Here is a 22,423-nt window from a genome sequence, read left to right on the forward strand (position 1 = left end):
CTCTATTTAAGCTCTATTAAGCTTTCTTAGACATTTTTCTTTGTTTGTCATACTTCTTACGTTCGTTTGTGTTTAAAATCTTCTTACGTAATCTGACGTTCTTAGGTGTTACTTCACAAAGTTCGTCTTCATTTAAGAATTCGATTGATTGTTCAAGTGACATTTCCTTTGGTGTCTTGATTGCGGCAGCATGATCCTTACCAGCGGCACGAGTATTTGTAAGGTTCTTACCCTTTGTAACAGTAACGGCAATATCTTGATCACGGTTACTTTCACCGACGATCATACCTTCGTATACTTCAACACCGGCACCGATAAACAATTGTCCACGGTCTTCAACAGATTGCAAACTATATGTAGTTGATGGACCTTGGTTGATTGAAACCAAAGCACCTGTTCTTCTACCTGGTTCCCAATTCTTTACAACTGGTTTGTATTCTTCGTATGTATGGTTCATGATACCGTAACCACCAGTCATTGATAAGAACTCTGTTGAGTAACCGATCAAACCACGTGAAGGTGCTGAGAAGATCAAACGAGTTTGACCATTTCCAGTACTTTCCATGTTCTTCATGTCACCTTTTCTTTGTGACATTGAGTCAATTACTGAACCAACATATTCATCTGGTGTATCAATAGTAACCTCTTCGAATGGTTCACTGTTTACGCCATCAACATTCTTGTAGATAACTTCTGGACGAGAAAGTTGTAATTCAAAGCCTTCACGTCTCATCTCTTCAACAAGGATTGACAAGTGCAGTTCACCACGTCCTGAAACCATCCAAGCACCAGCTTGATCAGTATCTTCAACTTTTAGTGAAACATCAGTATGCAATTGTTTTCTTAAACGTTCTTCGATCTTTCTAGCAGTAACTTCTGTACCTTCACGACCAGCAAATGGTGAATTATTTTGTAAGAACATCATTTGTAGTGTTGGTTCATCAATACGTAACAATGGAAGTGCTTCTTCATGGTCAACTGGACAAACAGTTTCACCAACATAGATATCTTCCATACCAGAAACAGCGATTAAATCTCCCGCCTTAGCTTCTTGAACTTCGACACGATCCAATCCCATGAAACCAAAGATCTTAGTAACACGGAAATTCTTTGTCGAACCATCAAGCTTCATAACTGTAACATTATCACCGATCTTGATCGTTCCACGGAAGACACGTCCAATACCAATACGTCCAACGTAATCATTGTAATCAAGCAATGCGACTTGGAATTGTAGTGGTTCATCGGAATTATCAACAGGAGCTGGAATAGTCTTCAAAATTGTATCAAATAATGGATCCATAGTATGTTCTTGTGCAGCTGGATCTGAATCATAACTTGATGTTCCGTTAATAGCTGAAGCATAAATAACAGGGAAATCAAGTTGTGAGTCGTCAGCACCTAATTCGATAAACAATTCAAGAACTTCGTCAACAACTTCTTCAGGACGAGCACCTGGTCTATCAATCTTGTTGATAACAACGATTGGTGTAAGATGTTGTTCCAAAGCTTTCTTAAGAACAAAACGTGTTTGAGGCATAGTTCCCTCGTATGCATCAACAACTAGCAAAACACCATCAACCATCTTCATGATACGCTCAACTTCACCACCGAAATCGGCATGTCCTGGTGTATCCAAGATGTTTATCTTCTTACCTTTATAATCAACAGCTGTATTCTTTGAAAGGATTGTGATACCACGTTCCTTTTCAATAGCGTTGGTATCCATAGCACGATCTTGAATTTGATAATGCTCCCCTAATGTGTCTGATTGTTTTAGCATTTCATTAACTAAGGTTGTCTTACCGTGGTCAACATGGGCGATAATGGCAATATTTCTAATATCTTCTCTTAATTTAGTCAAAGTACTTCTTCCTTCCATCAAATAATAATGCGACTGGATTACTTGCAATAAAAAAACTGTGATAGTAATTCACAGTTTCAGTTATTATTTTTTAACTGTCCTTAGTACCTCTGAAATAACTTTCTTGGTACCAACTATTACGACTTGTGATTTTAGCATATTTACGGGGCTATCGTCAATAGTTGCGACCTCTAAACCTAGACTTTCGCATAGTACACGACCTGCTGCTAAATCCCAAGGCGCCAAATAAGACATATATAGAACTTCTCTACCAAAGATCAAATGTTCAAAAATAATTCCTGCACTACCATATATTCTTAACCCGCTACTTTTCTTAACAACAGCTTGAGAATTAAATTTATCCGCCATGACCATAGGCCAGCTTATATCAACTAAACCTTCTGGTAATGACTGATTTTTGGGACTAGTTACTTCTTCTTCATTTCTAAAAATTCCATAATCGGGTCCGCCATGATAGATTTCGCTTTTAACGACATCAATTATTGCGCCTAGAAACGGTTTGCCATCAAGATAAACACCTATCATTGAGGCAAAATCATCGCGTCGTTTCACAAAGTTCATTGTACCATCAATTGGGTCCACAAAGAAAACTAATCCTGACATATCGTTAACAACATCGCCATAGCCTTCTTCACTGACAATCGTTGAATCAGGATATTTTTTCTTAATTTCACCGACTAACCATTTTTCGGTTGATTTATCAAAATTAGTAACTAGATCTATACGACTACTTTTTGTATCGACTGACTTATCTTTCGCGGAATCTACCACCAAATTATCACCAACAGTCCGAAGAAGCTTTACTAAGTATTCATCCATCTCTTTAATATCTATTTTCATATTTAACCCTTACTTTCTGATTTTCAGGTGTAGATTTACTTTGTTTAAATACTTTATAAATGGAGTATCCTGATTCGGTTTCAAATTCATGATCAAGACGTTTTTGTTCCATCTTCATTGGTACCACCTGTTGAAATGATCGATATTTATCCAAAAAAGTTTCTCGTTTAATACCATGCTCATAGGCCGCCTCAACAGCATTGTATAGTGCCATAACCGTAATTATTTCATTATTATTCCAATCTTCGTCTAATGGATAACTATAGTTTTCATGCATTAGTATTCCCCTTTTCAACCATTTACTATACTATACAAAAAAAGTGACACAAGTGCATCACCTATGTCTCAATTTCAAAAGAAGTGTAACCCAAAAAAGACCAGAGATTCCTTAATTGGAATTTCTGATCTTTTTATTCACATTTAATTAGATATGTGTAGGATAACCAATAAGAATATCAGCTGCTTCTTGAATTGGTTCACCCAAAGTTGGATGTGGATGAATTGTCAAGGCAATATCCTCGGCATTCAATTGACAGTTAACAGCAACACTTAATTCAGAAATCAAGTCACTGGCACCTGGTCCAACGATTTGTGCACCGATAAGTGTACCTGTATCTTTCTTAGCAATTAATCTTACAAATCCTTCTGGAGCATCTAGTGATACGGCACGAGCATTACCAGCAAATGGGAATTTAGCTGATGAAACTTCAATACCTTTATCTTTAGCTTCAGCTTGTGTCAAACCAACACTTGCTAATTCTGGGTCTGTAAAGCAGACAGCTGGAACACCGATAAAGTCATTAGCAGTATTCTTTCCAGAGATAGCACCTGCAGCAGTTTTAGCTTCAAAGAATGCCTTATGAGCCAAAGCTGGACCAGGAACAATATCACCAATAGCATAAATGTTAGGAACATTTGTACGACCTTGTTCGTCAACTTCAATAAGTCCACGATCAGTAGTCTTAACAGATGTCATTTCAAGACCAAAGTTATCAGTATTAGGACGACGTCCAACAGTTACCATACAGTAATCTGCAACAACTTTTTCTTCTTTACCATCAACTTCATAAGTTACAGTAACGTTGTCTTTAGCGTTTTCACCCTTCTTAGCCATAGCGTTATTAATAATTGTAACGCCTTTCTTTTCAAGGTTCTTCTTAACAACTGAAACCATATCTTTTTCAAAGTTAGGAATGATTTGTGGTGTACCTTCAAGGATAGTAACATGTGCACCTAAATCAGCATATGCTCCAGCCAATTCAGTACCAACATATCCACCACCGATGATTACAAGTTCCTTAGGAACTTGTTTAAGGTTCAAACCACCAGTTGAGTCAATGATTCTGTCTTCAAACTTGAATCCTTTGATTTCAACAGGACGGCTACCAGTAGCAAGGATCAAATTCTTGAACTTGATAGTTTGTCCGCCACCATTGTCCATAAATTGACGAGGGCCAGCAGGCATGATACGTAGTTGTGTATCGTTGTCCAAGTATGCTTCTCCTTGAATCAATTCAACCTTGTGCTTCTTCAAAAGCATGTTAACACCACTTGTCATACGAGCAACAACTTTTTCGTCTTTCCAAGCTTGTGTCTTTGTGAAGTCGATTGTAGCTTCTTTAGTTGTAATACCATATGTTTCGGCATGTTTAGCTTGTTGTAGTCTGTGTCCAGCTGTAATTAAAGCCTTTGATGGAACACATCCAACATTCAAACAAACTCCGCCGACTGTATCTGATTTTTCAATAACGGTTACTGATTGTCCCAATTCAGCGGCACGAATAGCGGCAACATATCCACCAGGTCCTGAACCAATGATAACAGTATCTTTTTCTACAACATTCTCTGCCATTTTTAAACTAGCCCTCCATTAGTAGCATATCTGGTTCATGCAATAATTTCTTCATGAGGTTCAAGGCATTTTGTGCCAATGCGCCATCAATTAGTCTATGATCATAACTTAATGAAAGCTTCAACATCTTACCAACTTGGATGTTTCCATCTTCATCAACGTAAGGTTCGTTAGCAATCTTACCAACACCCAAAATAGCACTTTCAGGTTGATTAATAACTGGTGTAAACCAACCACCACCGATTGAACCAACGTTACTGATAGTAATTGAACCACCAGACATTGACTTAGCATTCAATTTGTTATCATATGCGGCTTGTGTATTTTCTGAGATTTCCTTGGCAATTTCAAACATTCCCTTAGAATCTGCATTTTTAATATTAGGTACATACAAACCATGATCTGTATTTGTAGCAATACCAACATTAAAGTAATGCTTGTAAACAATTTCCTCAGTTGTATCGTCAATAGAAGCGTTAAATTCAGGATATTCCTTCATAACAGCAACTAAAGCTTTAACAATATATGGCAAGAATGTTAACTTGATATCTTTATCAGCAGCAACTGCCTTATATTTCTTACGGTTAGCCATAAGTGCTGAAACTTCAACATCATCGAAACTTGTAACGTGTGGAGTTCTATGTTTAGAATTTGACATTGCCTTAGCAATGGCTTTTCTAGTCATAGTCATCTTTTCACGTGTTTCTAATTCTGGATTATCTGACTTGTAAGGTCTGATTGCTGTAGCTTCTGCGGCTGGTGCTGCAGCGGCTTTAGCTGGTGCTGCTTCTGCAGGAGCTGCGGCTGCACCGTTAAATCCTTCAACGTCAGCTTTTGTAATTTGTCCATGGTCACCAGTTGGTGTAACTTGTGATAGATCAACACCCTTATCACGAGCCAATTGACGTACTGATGGCATTGCAAGATAGTCATTATTGGCTGATCCTGTTGCTTCTTTAGCAGGGGCTGCAGCTGGAGCTGCTTCTTCTGCTGGTGCATCAGCTTTAGCATCATCTGATGCAGCTGGAGCTTCTTCGTCGTCACCTGTATCAGCTGATCCATCATCAATAATGATCAATGTATCACCAATTTCTACAGTTTGTCCTTCTTGAGCAACGATTTGTTTAACAGTACCTGAGACTGGTGATGGTAGTTCCTCAACAGACTTATCATTTTGGATTTCAACTAAAGAATCATCTTCTTTAACTGTGTCTCCTTCTTTAACAAGCCAGCTAGCGACTTCACCTTCGGCCATTCCTTCGCCTAGTTCTGGTAGCTTAAATTTAAATGCCATGGCTAGAATCCTTCCCTTCAATTACCTATTATTAGTAGTTTTATTAATAATTTAAGATTTCTCTTACTTTTGCTTCGATTTCCTCTTCGCCTGGAATCCAAATATCTTCGGATTGAGCAAATGGATATACACTGTTTGGAGCGGCAACTCTACCAATAGGTGCATCAAGAGACATAATGGCATCTTCTGAAATAGCTGAAGCAACTTGTGCTCCAACACCAGCCATCTTTTGAGCTTCTTGTACAACTACAACTTTGTGTGTCTTTTCAAGTGATTTGAAAATTGTTTCAGTATCAATAGGTGAAACAGTTCTTAAATCAATAACTTCAACAGAGATTTTTTCTTCAGCTAATTTATCAGCAACTTTAAGTGCTTCATTTACTTCAGCACCATAGGCAACAATAGTAATATCTGTACCTTCGCGTGAAACGTTAGCTTTGTCTAATGGAACTGTATACTTGCCATCAGGAATATCATCCTTCATTGAACGATATAACTTAAGGTTTTCCATAAATAGAACAGGGTCATTGTTTTCAACAGATGAAATCAATAGTCCTTTAGCATCGTATGGATTACTTGGCATAACAACACGTAGACCTGGTGTACCTGTAAAGTAGTTTTCCAAGTTATCAGCGTGCATTTCAGCAGTATGTGTACCACCACCATAAGGTGTACGGATCGTAACTGGTGAAGTTTGTTTGCCGTCAAAACGGAAGCGCATTCTAGCTTGTTGTCCAACAATTTGGTCAACAGCTTCAAATGAGAATCCCATAAATTGGATTTCAGGAATTGGACGCCAGCCAGTAACACCTAGACCAGTTGCCATACCTAAAATACCTGATTCGGCCAATGGAGTATCGAAGACACGATCTTCGCCATATTTTTCTTGTAGGCCTTGTGTAGTTCTAAATACACCACCGTTTTTACCAACATCTTCACCGAAGATTAATGTCTTTGGATCTTCATCCAAGACAATGTCAAGTGCGTCAGTAATTGCTTTAATATAGGTTTTCTTTGCCATCGTTACTTCGACTCCTTTTCTTCAAATTTTGCAATTTCAGCTTTAATTTCTGGAGTTGGAACCTCAAATGTACGTTTCAACATAGCTGATACTGTATCTGGTTCAACTGCATCGGCTTCCTTGATAGCGTCCTTGAATGATGACTTATATTCATCAACAAGTTTTTCTTCGTCCTCATCTGACCATAGACCTTTGTCTTCAAGAACTTTTCTTAAACGAATTAATGGATCCTTATCGAACCAAGGTTTTGTCTCTTCTTCAGTTCTGTAACGCTTAGGATCATCACCAGCACTTGAGTGAGCACCGTAACGATATGTTAATGTTTCGATCATAACTGGTCCATTACCGGCTGTGATATATTCACGAGCAGCTTGAGCAACCTTGTAGCAAGCTAAGATATCCATACCATCAACTTGTACACTAGGAATACCAGCAGCAACTGCTTTTTGTGCCAATGTTGGAGCAGCAGTTTGTTTCTTACGAGGTGTTGAAATGGCAAAGCCATTATTTTGAACGATGAACAATGCTGGAGCTTGATAAGCACCTGCGAAGTTCATACCTTCATAACTATCACCTTGAGAAGTACCGCCATCACCAGTATATGTGAATGCAATAGCATCTTCACCGTTCTTCTTAAGACCTAATGCAACACCAGCTGCTTCATTATAAGCAGCACCAATAATGATTTGTGGCATCATAGCACGTGCTTCATATTTGTTACCTACAACATGTCCTCTTGACCAAAGATATGCTTCTGTAACAGTAGCACCATGTTGAATTAATTGAGGAATATCACGATATGCTGGCAATAAGTAATCTTGTTTCTTCATTGCCAAAACAGTACCCATTTCAGAAGCTTCCTCTCCTTCTGTTGGTGCGTAGAATCCCATACGTCCTTGACGTGAGAAGTTCATAGTTTGTTCATGCAATGCACGTTCCCAAACCATTTTCTTCATAAATTCTACTAAGTCATCATCTGAAAATGAATCAAATACCTTTTGATCCACAATTTCAGCGTTTTCATTTAAAACTTGTATTGGCTTTGGAGTATTTGATAAATCTTTTTTAATAGTTTCAAAGTCAACAATCGGTTTGTTTGCCATTCTCTACAGTCCTTTCATTAAAGAAACTCACCCGTCCAACCTGCATTGAAAGGGCTTTCACACTCTTTATACTATCATTGATTATGAAAAAAACAAGGGTTTTTTAACCGCTTTCAATAAAAATTTCTGTAATTACTTTGTGAATGAATTAACTATTTTGCTATATTTATTTCATTTTTTGAGGTACCTGTTTCCAACTCTTCTACCATTGAATCAAGAGAGATCGTAGCCATGTTCTTTACCGCTCTAGTAGTGTAAAAGGCTATATGTGGTGTAATGATGAATTTTGGATGATCGATCATTGCTTTTAGAAGATCGTCATTAAGTTCACTGTTGGAAAGATCACTATTGAAAATTCCAACTTCGTTTTCGTAAACATCAAGCACAGATCCAGCTAATTTCCCGCTTTCTACTGCATCATATAAGTCTTTTGTCTTAATCAAGTCTCCGCGACCAGTATTGACTACAATGGCACCATCTTTCATTTCTGAAATTGTATCTTTATTGATAACCGTATTGCCTTTACCAAGACTAGGCAGATGTAACGTTACCACGTCGGAATTCTTTAGTAGTTCATCTAGACTATCAACGTATAGTCCTTGTTTTTCTATATCTGGATTGTGAAATTTATCATAAGCAATCAATTTTGCGCCAAATCCTTGATAAATTTTAATCGCTGCGCGGCCAATTCTACCGGTACCAGCAACACCTACAGTAAGTGAATTTAGTTCTCTTCCAATATCTGGGGCCCATCTAAAGTCATGATTATCTACTTTTCTGATCATAGATTTCATATTTCTCAATAGAGCCATCAAACCTGTTACCGAATATTCTGCAATTGCCTCTGGTGAATAACTTGGAACATTCGTTAGTCGTATATTATTTTTAATAAGTGCGTCCATAGGTAAATTATCAGTACCAACATTTCTCAATGAAATAACATGAATTCCATATTCATTCATTTTATCGAAAATGATTGGATCATATGGAAGTTGTTGATAAGCAACTACCCCATCAAATCCTTTAGCGGCTTCAATCGTTTCCGCTGTCAAAAGGTCGGTTACGATTTTAACTTCAATATCGTTTTCCTTTGACCAATCTTTAATATATTGCATTTCATCTTCTCTTACACCGTAGTCAATAAGTTTCATAACAATCTCTCCTTAAAAGAATTATTTTAAACCGATCAATCGTGCAAATAATGGAACAACAATATTGGTTACAATTCCAACAACAATGACCGCAATTGAAGCCATTGCTCCTTCTATGGAACCAAGCTTTACAGCTTTAGCGGAACCGATTGTATGTCCAGAAGTACCTAAACCTAATCCAACACCGATCGGATCAGCATCAAGTTTCAGCCACTTGACTATCTGATCCCCTATTGCCAATACAATCACCGAATTTAAGATTACCGTCATAGCAGTAATGGCGGGTATTCCGCCAATACCTGTTGATAGTGGTAATGCAATAGCTGTTGTTGCTGATTGTGGTAATAATGAAGCAATTACTGAATCACTTAAGTTTAAAGCTCTACATATAAAGTAAATAATGATTAAACTAATGAATAATCCTACTATTAAAGAAAGCAGGATTTCGACCCAATAGTCCTTAACGATATCATTTCGTTTATAAAGTGGAATCGCGAATGAAATCGTTGCTGGACCTAAGAACCAAAATAAAAGATTAGCGCCAATGAAGTTATCTTTTCCTCCATGCCAAAAAGCATCATAGATTATAGTAGAAGAAACTCCCATAGTTTGTTCCAAAACCCAAAGGACGAAAATCCCTAAAACCATTCCGACAAAAAGTGGTTGAAACAAAAAAAAGTTATTAAATCGATTAAACAAATAAAGACCTATTAAATAAACAACCACTGAAACAAATATTCCAAAGAAAGTATTATTGATGAACTGCATAATCATTTCCTCCTGTTTCTAATTTTTTTACTAATAGAAATAAAAAGTCGTGTAGTAAAAGTCACAGTTATCAGTAATACAATCGTTGAAGCAATAATCGCAATGAATAAAGTGAGTCCATCCTCCTTAATTAAATCCAAACTCTTGTACATCTGAATACCAGATGGGACAAAGAAAACTCCAATTATCCCGATCAAAAATCCGGACAGCTTTTCAACTTGATGCAGTTTAACCACATGAGTTGTCAAAAGCACATATAGAATTATCAAGCCCCATACTGGCACAGGTACTGGAAAAGCCTTGGGCATTATTAGTGACAAAATATTAGATACAAACAATACCGCAGCAAAAATTCCGAGCTGAATTATTACTGGAGAAGCGTCTTTTTGCTCCTCCTCGATAATCCGTTCTTTCTCAGTTTTGTTCATAAGTATATTCCCCTTTAGCTATGCTGAAAACGGTTACATCGGTGTGCGAGCTAATCTTATCACGTTTCTTGAAGGGTTGACAACTAAGTTAATTTCATCACATTTGACAGCTTAAATTTATAAATTATCTTCAAATTAGCCTAAATTTCCTTTAATAACAATAATTTGAAAAAGCATCGATAATTATTTGATTCACAATTATCATTTTTTTGTTCAATATTTGAAAAAATGTTCAAAATTATTTTATATATCGCTATATCAATAGAACAATAATCTCAAATCAAAAGTATTCAAAAACCCTTGATATCACTATTAAAAAGACTCTATTTATATCAAAAATTTTTTATTTTAACAGATTGATGAATTATTGATTTTTCCTCAGTTAAACATCTATAAACATTTCACGATTGAGATTAATTAAAAAAATTCCTTAATTAGTTATTTCAGAAAATTTGAAGATCAAACTTGAAAAATTAATTTCAAAAAAATGACAATTCATCTCAACGATATTTTGTAATAAATAGTCAATAATCCCAGAAGTTTTACTGATCAGAATATTTTTGTGAAGTAATTTAGGTTATATTTCATTTTTTAACGTAAAATAATTTATAATAGATAGTGCTGATATAACTCAAATCTAAATATCTGGAGGAAATTATGTATTTAATGAAAGACATTGTTCGAGATGGAGACCCTGTATTAAGAAAGGTATCCCAAAAGGTTGAATTCCCTTTGAGTGATGAAGATAAAAAACTCGCCGACGACATGATGGAATACTTAGTTAATAGTCAAGATGAAAAAATTGCTGAGAAACATCAATTACGTGCCGGTGTCGGCCTTGCTGCACCACAAGTCGGGGTCTCAAAAATGATGGCATCTGTTTTAGTCCCCGCAGAAGACGGATCAGATAAGCCACAACTTAAGATCACATTGATAAACCCTGTTATCATTAGAAATTCAGTTCAAAATGCCGCTTTATCTGAAGGTGAAGGTTGCCTTTCAGTTGATAAAGACGTTCCTGGATTTGTGCCACGTTCTGACAGGATCACTATTAAATATGATGACTTTGATGGCAATTCTCAAACTCTTCGTGTCAGAGATTACCCTGCTATTGTTTGTCAACACGAGATAGATCATTTAAACGGTCACCTATACTACGATAAGATCGACAAGAAAGAACCATTCGAACTTGATCCAAGTACAGTGGTAATTTCATAGAATCTCGTTTTGTATACTTGATAACTTTTATATGTTAAACTTGTGTCATCTGTATTATTGCACGTTTAATGGACAAGAAATGAATAAACGAAGCTGACCTGTTTCGTTAATAATTATTAAAAGGAGAAAATAATTTGATTTATAAAGTTTTATACCAAGAAAGCGAACTAGATAACCCCCGTCGTGAATTTACTAAGTCACTCTATGTAGATGCTGACTCAAGTATCGAGGTTCGTGAAGCAGTTGAAAAGAACACAAAATATCACATTGAATTTATTCAGGAGCTTGATGAAAAACATTTGGAATACGAACAAAAAGACCCTTCATACAAGCTTACGGAGTTTTAATTAATGTCTTTTAAAGTTAAAAATAATGAAGTTGCCGTTTTTGCCATCGGGGGCCTTGGCGAAATTGGTAAAAATATGTACGGCGTCCAATATCAAGATGAATTGATCGTGATCGATGCCGGAATAAAGTTTCCAGAAGATGACTTACTAGGAATTGACTACGTAATTTCCGATTACAGCTATCTTGTTCAAAATCAAGACAAGATCAAAGGTCTATTCATTACCCATGGTCACGAAGACCACATTGGTGGTATCCCATTCTTACTTCAAAAATTACCTAATATTCCTATATACGCTGGTCCATTAGCCTGTGCTTTAATAAAAGGTAAACTTGAAGAACATGGTTTACTCAGAACTACCAAGATGTATCCCATTGAAGAAGATACAGTTATTAAATTTCCTAAAACTAGTGTTTCATTCTTCAGAACAACTCACTCTATCCCTGATACTTTAGGTGTTGCTGTTCATACGCCTCAAGGTACAATTGTAGAAACTGGTGACTTCAAATTTGACTTAACACCAGTTGCCGGTTTACCTGCACCTAATTTGCAGAAAATGGCACAATTGGGACAAGATGGTGTTTTATGCCTACTATCCGATAGTACAAATGCCGAAATACCAACATTTTCTAAATCTGAAAGATCAGTTGGACTAACAATACATCAAATATTTGAAACAATTGAAGGAAGAATTATCTTCGCTACCTTTGCCTCTAATATTTATCGTGTTTCTCAAGCTGTTGATGCAGCAATGCAACAAGGTAGAAAAATTGCTGTTTTCGGACGAAGTATGGAGTCAGCAATTGCTAATGGTCGTGAATTAGGTTATCTAAATATACCTGATGAAATGATCATCGATCCTCATGAATTGAATCAAACTCCCGCAAATGAGACTTTGATTTTATGTACTGGATCACAAGGAGAACCATTGGCTGCTTTAAGTAGAATTGCTAATGGAACTCACAGACAGATAAGTATTCAACCTGGTGATACAGTTATCTTTTCAAGTAACCCCATCCCTGGTAATACGATCAGTGTTAACCACTTGATCAACCAATTGTCTGAAGCTGGAGCAGAAGTTATTCACGGTAAAGTAAATAATATCCATGCTTCAGGTCATGGTGGTCAAACTGAACAAGAATTAATGCTTCGTTTAATGAAGCCAAAGTTCTTTATGCCAATTCACGGTGAATACAGAATGTTAAAGATCCATACAGAATTAGCTGCTTTATGTGATGTGCCAATGGATCACTCTTTCCTACTAGAAAACGGCGATGTTTTAGCATTAACTAAAGATTCTGCCCATGTTGCTGGTCACTTCCCTGCTGGAGATGTTTATGTCGATGGTAAAGGTGTTGGCGATATTGGGAATGTAGTTATTCACGATCGACAAGTGCTTTCTGAAGAGGGAATGGTTGTGGTCGTTGCAACAATTGACTATCAAAAGCATATCGTTCTTGCAGGACCTGATATTTTATCACGTGGTTTTGTTTATATGCGTGAATCAGGTGAGTTAATCAATCAAGCACAAAAACGTGTTTTCCATTTAATTAAAAGTGCCTTTGATGGCGAGGAAAAAGTTACAGAAGCATCATTGAAACGAATTATAATTGAGGGATTACAAGAGTTTCTATATAAACGTACAGCTAGAAATCCTGTGATTTTACCAATGATAATTTCCACTTCTATTTAAGCAGATCAATTGATCTGCTTTTTTATTTTTTAAGGGGTTTATTATGACAAAAATAGCAAAATTGGAAATAATTTTAAATCGCAGAGCCGGAAATGGCGAATCAATCAGAATTTGGAAAACTGTTAAAAAATTCTTGAAAAAAAACGAAATTGATTTTCAAATCCACACTACTCAAAAAAACGGTGATGGAGTTAGAATTGCCAAAGATTTGGCTGATTCAATCGAAAAACAAACTAAAATACTTGTTTTAGGCGGAGATGGAACCTTAAATCAATCGGTTAATGGCGTTAAGCTCTCTAAAAATCCTGATACTCCTCTAGCATATATCCCAGCAGGTTCTGGAAATGATTTTAGCCGAGGTATTAAAATTAATCACATTAAACCGATCGTATTATTGCAAAGTATTTTATCAATGGAAAATCCTCGTCAAATCGATATTGGCAGAGCAATTTTCCCAGATCAAACAAAATATTTTGTAAATAATATTGGGATCGGCTTAGATGCTAATACGGTTTATACAACCAATCATTCTAAAAGAAAAGACTTTCTCAATAAACTTAAATTAGGTACATTGGCCTATGTATCTAGTTTGATAAAAGTCATCAAAGAACAAGGTGCTTTTCCACTTACAGTAACTACAAAAGATGGAATTAAAAAGTTTGATCAAGCATATATTGTTTCAGCAACTAATCATCCCTATTTTGGCGGTGGCATTGCGATTGATCCCATCGCTACTCCTTTTGACGGTAAATTAGACTTAGTTGTTGTCAATAAAATAAAAGGACGTACATTTGTTAAACTATTCAGTAAATTGTTAACTGACGGATCGCATTTACAAGATGAAAATGTTTGGCATATTCAAGAAAAAGAGTTTACTTTAAGTAGTTTACATGATGAATATGGTCAAATGGATGGTGAAGAATTAACCCCACAAGAATTTGAAATTAATTTTGAGGTTTCATCGCATCCCTTCTGGTTACCAGTTGAATAGCAGACAAAAAATAATCCGATACTTATTAAAAAGTATCGGATTATTTTTTATCCGCTATTTACTTAAAATACCAAATCCACCAAGAATTATTCCGCCGATTAAGACACAGATGATCAAACGTGTTGAGTTCATCTTTTTCTTTCCTAAAAGCCAATAACAAAGAGCAACTAATAGAACTGGAACCAACGATGGCATAATTTGATTTAAAACAGATTGAGCTTTCAAAACAACTTTTCCGCTTTGAAAGACTAAGGGAACTTTTGCTGAAACAACCGTTGGTATCAAGGCACCAACGACTGTTACACCTAGAAGGATGGCTGCATCTGTAATACGATTTAACTTATCACCAGCAGCATAGATCAACTTTTCACCTTGAGAATACCCTAAAGGTAATAAAGTAAATCTTAAAAATAAAACTGCGAAGTTAACTAGTAACCAAATAATTGCACCAATAGGATTACCTTTTAATCCCATATAAGCACCAATTGAACCGAAAATTGTTGGTAAAATAACTCCGACGATCGTATCTCCGACACCGGCAAATGGTCCCATTAAACCAGTTTTCAAGCCGGCAACTGTATCTTTGGATTTTACACCCTTTTTCTCTTCGATCGCCATATCCATTCCGACAATAAAACCACCAACGTAGGCATTAGTATTGAAGAACTGATTGTGCATCTTCATCATTTCAATTAAATCTTTATCGTCTGGATATAGTTTCTTTAATGTAGGTAAAACAGTATAAAGATATCCTGTTGACATCATTCTTTCATAATTCCAACAAATTTGGCTGGACCAGAGCCAACGCCAATTTGCTTTAAAAAGATCTTTTTTAGTGATCTTAGTTTTCGTATTCGCCGAGTTCATTTTCCACGCCTCCATCATCTTGAGATTGTGACTTATCGTTATTGTTATTATCGCTTTGTTTGTAATACATAATTGCTAATGCAAGACCTAATAAAGCCACACCTAACATTGGTATCTTTAAGTATGCTGCAGCGATAAATCCGACGATCAAGTATGCAATAAACTTCTTTGTTGGTAAAAATCTCAACAAAATAGCAATACCAACAACTGGTAAAATACCTCCAGCAACAGTCAAACCATTTGAAAGCCACTTTGGCATCCATTCAACTATTTTTAAAACAACATTATTACCTACTATCAACATAATGAAAACTGGGATTGCTCTAGATAATCCCCATGGGAATACACCATAAACAATGTTTCTAGCAACATGTTTAGTGTCACCTTCTGAAATATATTTATCAACACGATGCAAGAAGAATGTATTGATAAAACGTGCTAAAACATCCAATTGAACCATCAACAATCCAACTGGTACGGCTAAACCTATGGCAAAATCAATTCCTTTACCTGTCATAACCGCATAGGCTGTACCAATAATTGCACCAGTCATGAAATCCGGCATACTTGCACCACCATAAGTACCAACACCTAAAACCATCAACTGCAATGTAGCACCGACCACCAAGCCGGTTTTAATATCGCCCATAATTATTCCGGCAACAAAACCAATTAGTAATGGATAATTACATAAAATACCAACCGTAATTTGATCAATAATCATCCAAAACGCTAAGGCCGTTAATAGTAATATTTGCCACCAAACTATTGTCATGATTATTTACGCCCCTTTTTCAATAAATTCATAAATTCCTGTTTATTATCATTTGGAACCATCTGATGATATAGATCAACATTTTGACTTGCTAAATATTCAAAGACTTTTTGATCATCATCAGTGACAGCAACACTCTTAGCAATTTGTCTTGCGTTTTCTGCCATTGACATATTACCGACGTTAATCGACTTTAAGGTAACACCTTGTTCAACTAAGTCTTGCAAAACTTTAGGATCTCTTACTAGAATAAATACTCTTTGACCTTGATACTTTTTATCTTTTAATCTCTTAGCAGCACCTTGACTAGTCAATATGCTCAAATGTACGCCTCGAGGAACGGCAGTTTTCAAGGTCATCTTTTGAACGTCACTTTTTACAATTTCATTATCAATAACCATTATTCTCGTTGCATTCAATTTTCTAGTCCACATTGTTGCAACTTGTCCATGGATCAGACGAGCATCCACCCTAATATTTACAATTGGATCTTTTGTTGAAGTTGTATCGATATTACTATCATCCAATTTTGAAGAACTGTTAGTTTCAGGATTTATTTCCCCCATAACCTTTCGGTTCTCTTTTATTGCTTCTTGAATTGGAGTTCCAGTTGCAATGGTCAAAACTAAACTTAATGACAATCCAGAAAATACTTTGATATTTTCATGCTTATCTTTAAATAGCATTGCTGCATTTGCTGGAGTTCCATTTTTTATGTCAGTGATTATATAAAATGTATCTGAAGAATTATCTTTATATAATTTTTCGTATTCATTTACAACATCATCAACACCCATAGGATCATGGAAGGAAATTACTGCAAAATCGGATAGTTCACCAGTTATCATCTCGCAACTCTTTAAAGTCTCCTTTGCATAGTTTCCATGACTTGATAATACGTACATTACTTCTCACCACCGTCTCAAATTTTAAACTTAATACATCAACTTATTTCGAAGCTAGTCTAGCACATTAAGTAATCGATTACAATATTTCTTAAAAAACATTAAAACATTGATTAATCAAGGAAATTAACAAATTGTTAACTCTTGAACTAATAACCCCTAATGTGTTAACTTGGTACTAAATTGAGTAACCCACTCAACAAAGGAGGACCAAAATGAATGTTCCTTTAAAAAGAATCAAGAACTATGAGGATTTAGGATTAGGTCTATTTATTCATTGGGGACTTTATTCTCAATTAGAACAAGGTGAATGGACGGAATTTATTCATGGAATCGATAAAACTAAATATGAAAAATTAGCAGATACTTTTACTGCTAAAAATTTTGATGCTGAAAAAATTGTAAAACAAGCTAAAAATATGGGTGCTAAATACATTGTTTTAACTTCAAAACATCATGAAGGATTCTTCTTATATGATAGTAAAGGTTTGAGTAATTTTGACGCAGTTCACAGTGCTGCCAAAAGAGATTTGATCAAAGAATTTGTTGATACCTGCAATAAATACGATATTAAGCCGTTTCTATATATGGCAACTTACGATTGGCATAACCCTCTTTATGAAACAGATTTCAACAAATACTTAGAATATTTAAGAAAGTCAGTGGAAATACTTTCTAAAAATTACGGACCAATTGGTGGATTTTGGTTTGATGGAAACTGGAATAAGAAAGATGCTGATTGGAAATTAGATGAACTTTATGGAACTATTCGTAAATATCAGCCCGAAGCAATGATCATTAATAACACTGGACTTAAAAATCGTGGAAAAATCATTAATCCAGAAATAGATGCTGTAACTTACGAACGTGGTACTCCTGATTCCATTAATCACGGTGATGCCGACCAAAAATACGTTGCTGGGGAAATGTCATTAACACTAAATCAGCATTGGGGTTACGCTAAAGCAGATATTAACTTTAAATCACCTAGAGAAATCATCGAAAATATTTGTCATGCTAGAAATATTGGAGCCAACATTTTAGTTAATATTGGTTTGACCGGTACTGGCTCAATACCGACAATTTCAAAAGAATACATGAAAATGATCGGTCTTTGGATGCAAAATAATGGTCAAGCTATCTATAAAGCTCGCCCAACTGAAATTAAACCTGGTGATGGTCTGAAAGATTTTGCTTTATTTGATGGTAAAAACTTGTACCTATTCATCTTTAACTTGAAAATAGTTGGCAATTCCAACGTCGTTTTGGGTGGTGAAGGCATAAATCCGCGTTCATTTACTGGAATTTCTCATAATATTAAAAATATTTCCTGGTTAGATAATCAAGAAGAGTTAAGTTTCATTCAAAATAATGATATGCTAACTATTAATGCTACTGGTTTTAAGTATGGAACTGACTTAATTGTCCGTGTGGCAAAAGTTGAATTCTAATCAGGGGGTATCTAATTGCTCACACCTAAATATCAGGAAATTATTGAAATCCTAACCGATGAACTTAATCACGGTTCTTTTAATCAAGGTGATAAATTTTATAGTGAATCAGATATTTGCAAACGTTTTGATGTCAGCTCTACCACAGCTGTCAAAGTTCTTAATGATTTGCAGCAAAAAAATAAGGTCACTCGTATTAAAGGTAAAGGAACTTTTGTTGCTAAAGAAAACCACCGCAGTGTTGTTTTGCTAACCGATCTAAATATGGCTAACGGTAATACTGAGGGTGTCAAAGTTCTTTCTGCCCAAGAAAATAGTGACCCAAAGATCCAAGAGATATTAAAGCTCGATCCAGATTCTAATTATTTTGAAATCAAGCGTCTGCGCTATATTGGCGATGAAGTAGTCCAATACACAGTTAATTTTATTAATCCCAATTACATATCAAAAGACGCACTTATTGATTTACATAATTTCGATTCTGTCTACCAGAGGATTCGCGAAGATTCTGGAATTGATCCTTACAAGCTGTCATATACACAAAAAAATACAGTGGAATTATTAGATAATCAAAATATTTTAAATTATTTTAATAATAAAAAATATCCACTTTTTATGTATCAAAGGAGAAGGACGTACTTACCTAACGTTAAAGGTTCTATGCTCGAATTTGCCTATACGTATAAGGATCCCGCCTATTGGGGTTACCAAACAGATTCCGTTTTCGGAAGTAATATATAAAGAGTCCAACAAAATACACTCAGTTTTTGAGTATGTTTTGTTGGACTCTTTTTTACTTCTTATTTTTTTCAATAAAGTCAAACGGAGTAATATTCTCCATCCCTATCATTGGATCAATTGAATTATTCATAACCATATCTAATGTTAATCGATAAGAATCAGGTTCAATTTCTTGATCTGGCTCCTCTTTTACTACTTCTTTAGGTTTTACTTTAAATGCTGTAAATAAACGATTTTTAAGGTTAGTTTTTCTTTCGGCAGATTCATCTGTTATAGAGCGCTCAAATGCCGTTCTATTACCAACCATGATCAGTAACCTCTTAGAACGTGTAATCGCTGTATAAAGCAAATTACGACGCAACATGCGTGACTCTTCATTTACTAATGGTAGAATTACCATTTCAAATTCAGAACCTTGAGCTTTATGGATCGACGTACAATAAGCCAATGCGATATTCGTCCAATCTTTGCGGTCTAAAGTCACTTCATTGCCATCAAAATCGATTACTAATTGATCAACATGATCCGTATTTTCCTTGGATAAAATAATTCCGATAATTTTACCGATTTCGCCATTGAAGACATTATCTTCAGGAGTATTGACTAAATAAACAACTTTATCATTGATTCGATAGTGGATATTTCCCATCAAAACTTCTTTACGCTTTTCTGCCATAGGATTAACCACATTTTGAATCACTGCATTCAAATTATCGATCCCCGCAACACCACGATACATTGGTGCTAAAACTTGAACGTCAGAAATATCAAAGCCACGGTCACTTGACTTGCTAACGATTTGCGACAAAACTTCAGGCACATTTTTACTACTGCATTCAATAAAACTACGATCAGAACGATTCTGAAAAACTTCATCAGTGATCAGACCCTCATTAATATCATGGGCCAATTGAATAATGGTAGAATCTTCATCTTGCCGATGAATATCTTTCAAAATTACGGTCGAAAATATTTGACTATTAATTAAGTCAGAAAATATTTGGCCAGGTCCAACCGATGGAAGCTGATCCTTATCACCAACTAAAACAACTTGGGTTCCTGGTTGAACTGCATCGATCAAAGTCTTAAATAGCTTTGTGTCGACCATCGACATCTCATCAATTATCAATAATTTACAATTCAAAGTTGGTTCAGCAAACTCATCATCTTCGGTTCCAGTTAACCCTAGTAATCGATGGATCGTCATAGCAGGCAAACCGGTTGATTCACCCATATGTTTAGCTGCTCGCCCAGTTGGTGCTGCTAGAGCAATTGCATAATCATCAGAACTTGGATCCAGTGTTTCATCATTTAATTTTGCATATGCGGCCACAATACCATTGATAATCGTCGTTTTCCCAGTTCCCGGACCACCGGTTAGTAAGAATACTGAATGTGTTAAAGATTCTTTGATGGCCTTTTCTTGAGAAGGATCGTACTCAACTTCAAAAGATTTTTCAATTTTTCTTAATTCTTTGGAGAATTGATGGTTGCTCCACTCTACATCTTTATAAGTATCAGTAATCATTTTTAAAGATTGCGCGATCGACCATTCGGCATCAAACAATGATTTATCATAAACTTTACCTTCTTCAGATATTAAAAGACCATCATTGACTAAAGATTTTAGGCCATCCTCGATTTTATTCTTCAATTCATCCAACTTATTATCTGAACGTAAAATTGCCATAGCTCGTTTGAATAAATCGTCTTTTTCAATCAATGTATCGCCGGTAGAATTATTCAGCAACGTTACTAATTGAATAAGTGCACCCTTTATTCTCCTAGGATCATCTAGTGGAATATTTAAATTACGAGCTAACTCATCAGCACGTTTAAATCCGACTCCCTTGATATCAGTTACTAGTCTATAAGGATCTTCAGTTATTTTTTCTAAAGTATTGGCACCATATTTTTGATAGATCCTAGCACTCAATGTATTACCAAAGCCGAAATTGCTTAACTGATATAAAACTTGTTCTGATTGATGATTTTTGGAAATTTGTTCGACGATCAAATTAGTTTTTTCTTCACCTAATTTAAGAAAATCAAGGGCATTGGGATCTTGCAAAATTTTATCAATGGCATTTTCACCAAGAGTATCAACGATTTTCTCAGCTTTTTTCTTTCCAATACCTGGAAACTCATCACTAGAAAAGAAACTGATCAATTCTTTTTTACCACTAGGTCGGCTATGCTGATAGGTCTCGGCTTGAAATTGTTTACCATACTTTGGATGATCGACCATGTGGCCTTCAAATTTATATTCTTCTTCTTCAGAAATATTGCCAAAACTACCAGTTACAACAATATCTTGACCATCCCATTTAGTATTGGTTTTTTTAATTTTAATAGTAAATATTTTGAAAAGATTTTCAGGATTCTCAAAAAAAATAGCTTTGACAGTTCCAACAAAATACTCTTTATCGTCTGCCATTGCTATCTCCTGTTTCTGTTAAATATTTTTGTAAATTTGATAATTTCTTTTCATTTTCAGCAAAATACTTAGGATCGATCTCTTTAGCTTTATTTAAATATTGTTGATAGTCTGCCTTTAAATTCATAGCGCAAAGGGCAATATTGAGATAATATTTTGCTTTTTTTTCGATTTTAATAGCTTTTTGATAATAATTTTGTGCTTCTGAGAAATTACCGTTAGCTAGTAATAAATCTGCCATTAATTCAAGTGAGGCCAAATCTTTAGGTGCTTTTTCAACTGCCGTCAGCGCATAAACAATGGCTAATTGACGTTTCCCTTGTTCATTTAAAGTCTTAGCTTCCATAAAGTAAGCTTCAAAACCGTAATTATCCTGAATTAAGTTTGAGAAAATTTCATTAGATTTGTCATATTTATTAGCCAAAAAATAAACATTTCCTAAATTATATCTAATATCCTTATTATCGTTAAATAAAGTTAATGCCTTAGTAAGTAATTCTTCAGCTTGCTCTAAGTCACCAACTTCTACCAAATAAGCTGAAAGTTGTAAAATTTTATCTAATTGTTGATGATCATTATTTAGTTCATCAACAAGGGTTTTGATGGCTTTTTCCTTCTCACCATTACTAAATAATTTTTCTGCTTTTTTATCCATTG

General features: G+C 35.4%; 21 protein-coding genes. 6 read left to right on the forward strand and 15 right to left on the reverse strand.

Annotated elements, in window-relative coordinates:
• Positions 1–16: 16 nt before the first annotated feature.
• The 10 genes from typA to EKM77_RS02400 form a co-directional block, all read right to left on the reverse strand.
• Positions 17–1,864 carry a translational GTPase TypA gene (gene typA, locus EKM77_RS02355; RefSeq protein ID WP_225425168.1) on the reverse strand — a complete coding sequence of 616 codons (1,848 nt, stop codon included), beginning with the start codon at positions 1,862–1,864 and terminating at the stop codon, positions 17–19.
• Between the two features lie 84 nt (positions 1,865–1,948).
• Positions 1,949–2,725 (reverse strand): inositol monophosphatase family protein, encoded by a 777-nt coding sequence (locus EKM77_RS02360; RefSeq protein WP_125592250.1) that lies wholly within the window; start codon positions 2,723–2,725, stop codon positions 1,949–1,951.
• Positions 2,709–3,002: a UPF0223 family protein gene (locus EKM77_RS02365; RefSeq protein WP_125592252.1), complete on the reverse strand. Its 294-nt coding sequence runs from the start codon at positions 3,000–3,002 to the stop codon at positions 2,709–2,711. The genes EKM77_RS02360 and EKM77_RS02365 overlap by 17 nt, the downstream gene beginning before the upstream one ends.
• A gap of 147 nt (positions 3,003–3,149) precedes the next feature.
• Positions 3,150–4,577: a dihydrolipoyl dehydrogenase gene (gene lpdA / locus EKM77_RS02370; protein WP_125592254.1), complete on the reverse strand. Its 1,428-nt coding sequence runs from the start codon at positions 4,575–4,577 to the stop codon at positions 3,150–3,152.
• A gap of 7 nt (positions 4,578–4,584) precedes the next feature.
• Positions 4,585–5,871, reverse strand: a complete 1,287-nt coding sequence (locus EKM77_RS02375; protein WP_125592256.1) for a 2-oxo acid dehydrogenase subunit E2 — start codon at positions 5,869–5,871, stop codon at positions 4,585–4,587.
• Positions 5,872–5,914: 43 nt separating this feature from the next.
• Positions 5,915–6,892: an alpha-ketoacid dehydrogenase subunit beta gene (locus EKM77_RS02380; protein ID WP_125592258.1), complete on the reverse strand. Its 978-nt coding sequence runs from the start codon at positions 6,890–6,892 to the stop codon at positions 5,915–5,917.
• A 2-nt stretch (positions 6,893–6,894) separates the two neighbouring features.
• A complete protein-coding gene (gene pdhA, locus EKM77_RS02385; protein ID WP_125592260.1) occupies positions 6,895–7,995 on the reverse strand; it encodes a pyruvate dehydrogenase (acetyl-transferring) E1 component subunit alpha in 1,101 nt (366 codons plus the stop codon).
• Positions 7,996–8,147: 152 nt separating this feature from the next.
• On the reverse strand, positions 8,148–9,146 hold the full coding sequence (locus EKM77_RS02390) for a D-2-hydroxyacid dehydrogenase (RefSeq protein ID WP_125592262.1): 999 nt from the start codon (positions 9,144–9,146) through the stop codon (positions 8,148–8,150).
• Between the two features lie 21 nt (positions 9,147–9,167).
• Positions 9,168–9,914: an LrgB family protein gene (locus EKM77_RS02395; RefSeq protein WP_125592264.1), complete on the reverse strand. Its 747-nt coding sequence runs from the start codon at positions 9,912–9,914 to the stop codon at positions 9,168–9,170.
• A gap of 2 nt (positions 9,915–9,916) precedes the next feature.
• A complete protein-coding gene (locus EKM77_RS02400) occupies positions 9,917–10,342 on the reverse strand; it encodes a CidA/LrgA family protein (protein WP_125592266.1) in 426 nt (141 codons plus the stop codon).
• Between the two features lie 657 nt (positions 10,343–10,999).
• On the opposite strand from EKM77_RS02400, the gene def reads away from it, so the two are divergent.
• The 4 genes from def (at position 11,000) to EKM77_RS02420 (ending at position 14,590) form a co-directional block, all read left to right on the forward strand.
• Positions 11,000–11,560, forward strand: coding sequence for a peptide deformylase (def, locus tag EKM77_RS02405; RefSeq protein ID WP_125592268.1), 561 nt, complete (start codon positions 11,000–11,002; stop codon positions 11,558–11,560).
• A gap of 134 nt (positions 11,561–11,694) precedes the next feature.
• On the forward strand, positions 11,695–11,907 hold the full coding sequence (locus tag EKM77_RS02410) for a DNA-directed RNA polymerase subunit epsilon (protein ID WP_125592269.1): 213 nt from the start codon (positions 11,695–11,697) through the stop codon (positions 11,905–11,907).
• A gap of 3 nt (positions 11,908–11,910) precedes the next feature.
• Positions 11,911–13,599 carry a ribonuclease J1 gene (gene rnjA / locus EKM77_RS02415; protein ID WP_125592271.1) on the forward strand — a complete coding sequence of 563 codons (1,689 nt, stop codon included), beginning with the start codon at positions 11,911–11,913 and terminating at the stop codon, positions 13,597–13,599.
• A gap of 43 nt (positions 13,600–13,642) precedes the next feature.
• Positions 13,643–14,590: a diacylglycerol/lipid kinase family protein gene (locus EKM77_RS02420; protein ID WP_125592273.1), complete on the forward strand. Its 948-nt coding sequence runs from the start codon at positions 13,643–13,645 to the stop codon at positions 14,588–14,590.
• 54 nt (positions 14,591–14,644) lie between these two features.
• On the opposite strand, the gene EKM77_RS02425 is transcribed toward EKM77_RS02420, so the two are convergent.
• Genes EKM77_RS02425 through EKM77_RS02435 form a run of 3 tightly spaced genes read right to left on the reverse strand, consistent with a single transcriptional unit; the run spans position 14,645 to position 17,137 of the window.
• Positions 14,645–15,457, reverse strand: a complete 813-nt coding sequence (locus EKM77_RS02425) for a PTS system mannose/fructose/sorbose family transporter subunit IID (protein WP_125592275.1) — start codon at positions 15,455–15,457, stop codon at positions 14,645–14,647.
• A complete protein-coding gene (locus tag EKM77_RS02430; RefSeq protein ID WP_125592277.1) occupies positions 15,432–16,232 on the reverse strand; it encodes a PTS mannose/fructose/sorbose/N-acetylgalactosamine transporter subunit IIC in 801 nt (266 codons plus the stop codon). Before EKM77_RS02430 ends, EKM77_RS02425 begins: the two co-directional genes overlap by 26 nt.
• 2 nt (positions 16,233–16,234) lie before the next feature.
• Positions 16,235–17,137: a PTS mannose/fructose/sorbose transporter subunit IIAB gene (locus EKM77_RS02435; RefSeq protein ID WP_125592279.1), complete on the reverse strand. Its 903-nt coding sequence runs from the start codon at positions 17,135–17,137 to the stop codon at positions 16,235–16,237.
• A 215-nt stretch (positions 17,138–17,352) separates the two neighbouring features.
• Between EKM77_RS02435 and EKM77_RS02440 the strand changes: the two genes are divergently transcribed.
• A complete protein-coding gene (locus EKM77_RS02440) occupies positions 17,353–18,588 on the forward strand; it encodes an alpha-L-fucosidase (protein WP_125592281.1) in 1,236 nt (411 codons plus the stop codon).
• A 15-nt stretch (positions 18,589–18,603) separates the two neighbouring features.
• Complete coding sequence (locus EKM77_RS02445) at positions 18,604–19,329, forward strand: GntR family transcriptional regulator (RefSeq protein ID WP_125592283.1); 726 nt, start codon at positions 18,604–18,606, stop codon at positions 19,327–19,329.
• A gap of 52 nt (positions 19,330–19,381) precedes the next feature.
• Here the strand turns inward: EKM77_RS02445 and recD2 are convergent, their stop codons facing one another.
• Both recD2 and EKM77_RS02455 read right to left on the reverse strand, forming a co-directional pair.
• Positions 19,382–21,766: an SF1B family DNA helicase RecD2 gene (gene recD2, locus EKM77_RS02450; RefSeq protein WP_125592284.1), complete on the reverse strand. Its 2,385-nt coding sequence runs from the start codon at positions 21,764–21,766 to the stop codon at positions 19,382–19,384.
• Complete coding sequence (locus EKM77_RS02455; protein WP_125592286.1) at positions 21,753–22,421, reverse strand: tetratricopeptide repeat protein; 669 nt, start codon at positions 22,419–22,421, stop codon at positions 21,753–21,755. Before EKM77_RS02455 ends, recD2 begins: the two co-directional genes overlap by 14 nt.
• Positions 22,422–22,423: the final 2 nt, after the last annotated feature.

It is taken from the genome of Companilactobacillus baiquanensis, from assembly GCF_003946605.1.
GTDB classification, from domain to species: Bacteria; Bacillota; Bacilli; order Lactobacillales; family Lactobacillaceae; genus Companilactobacillus; species Companilactobacillus baiquanensis.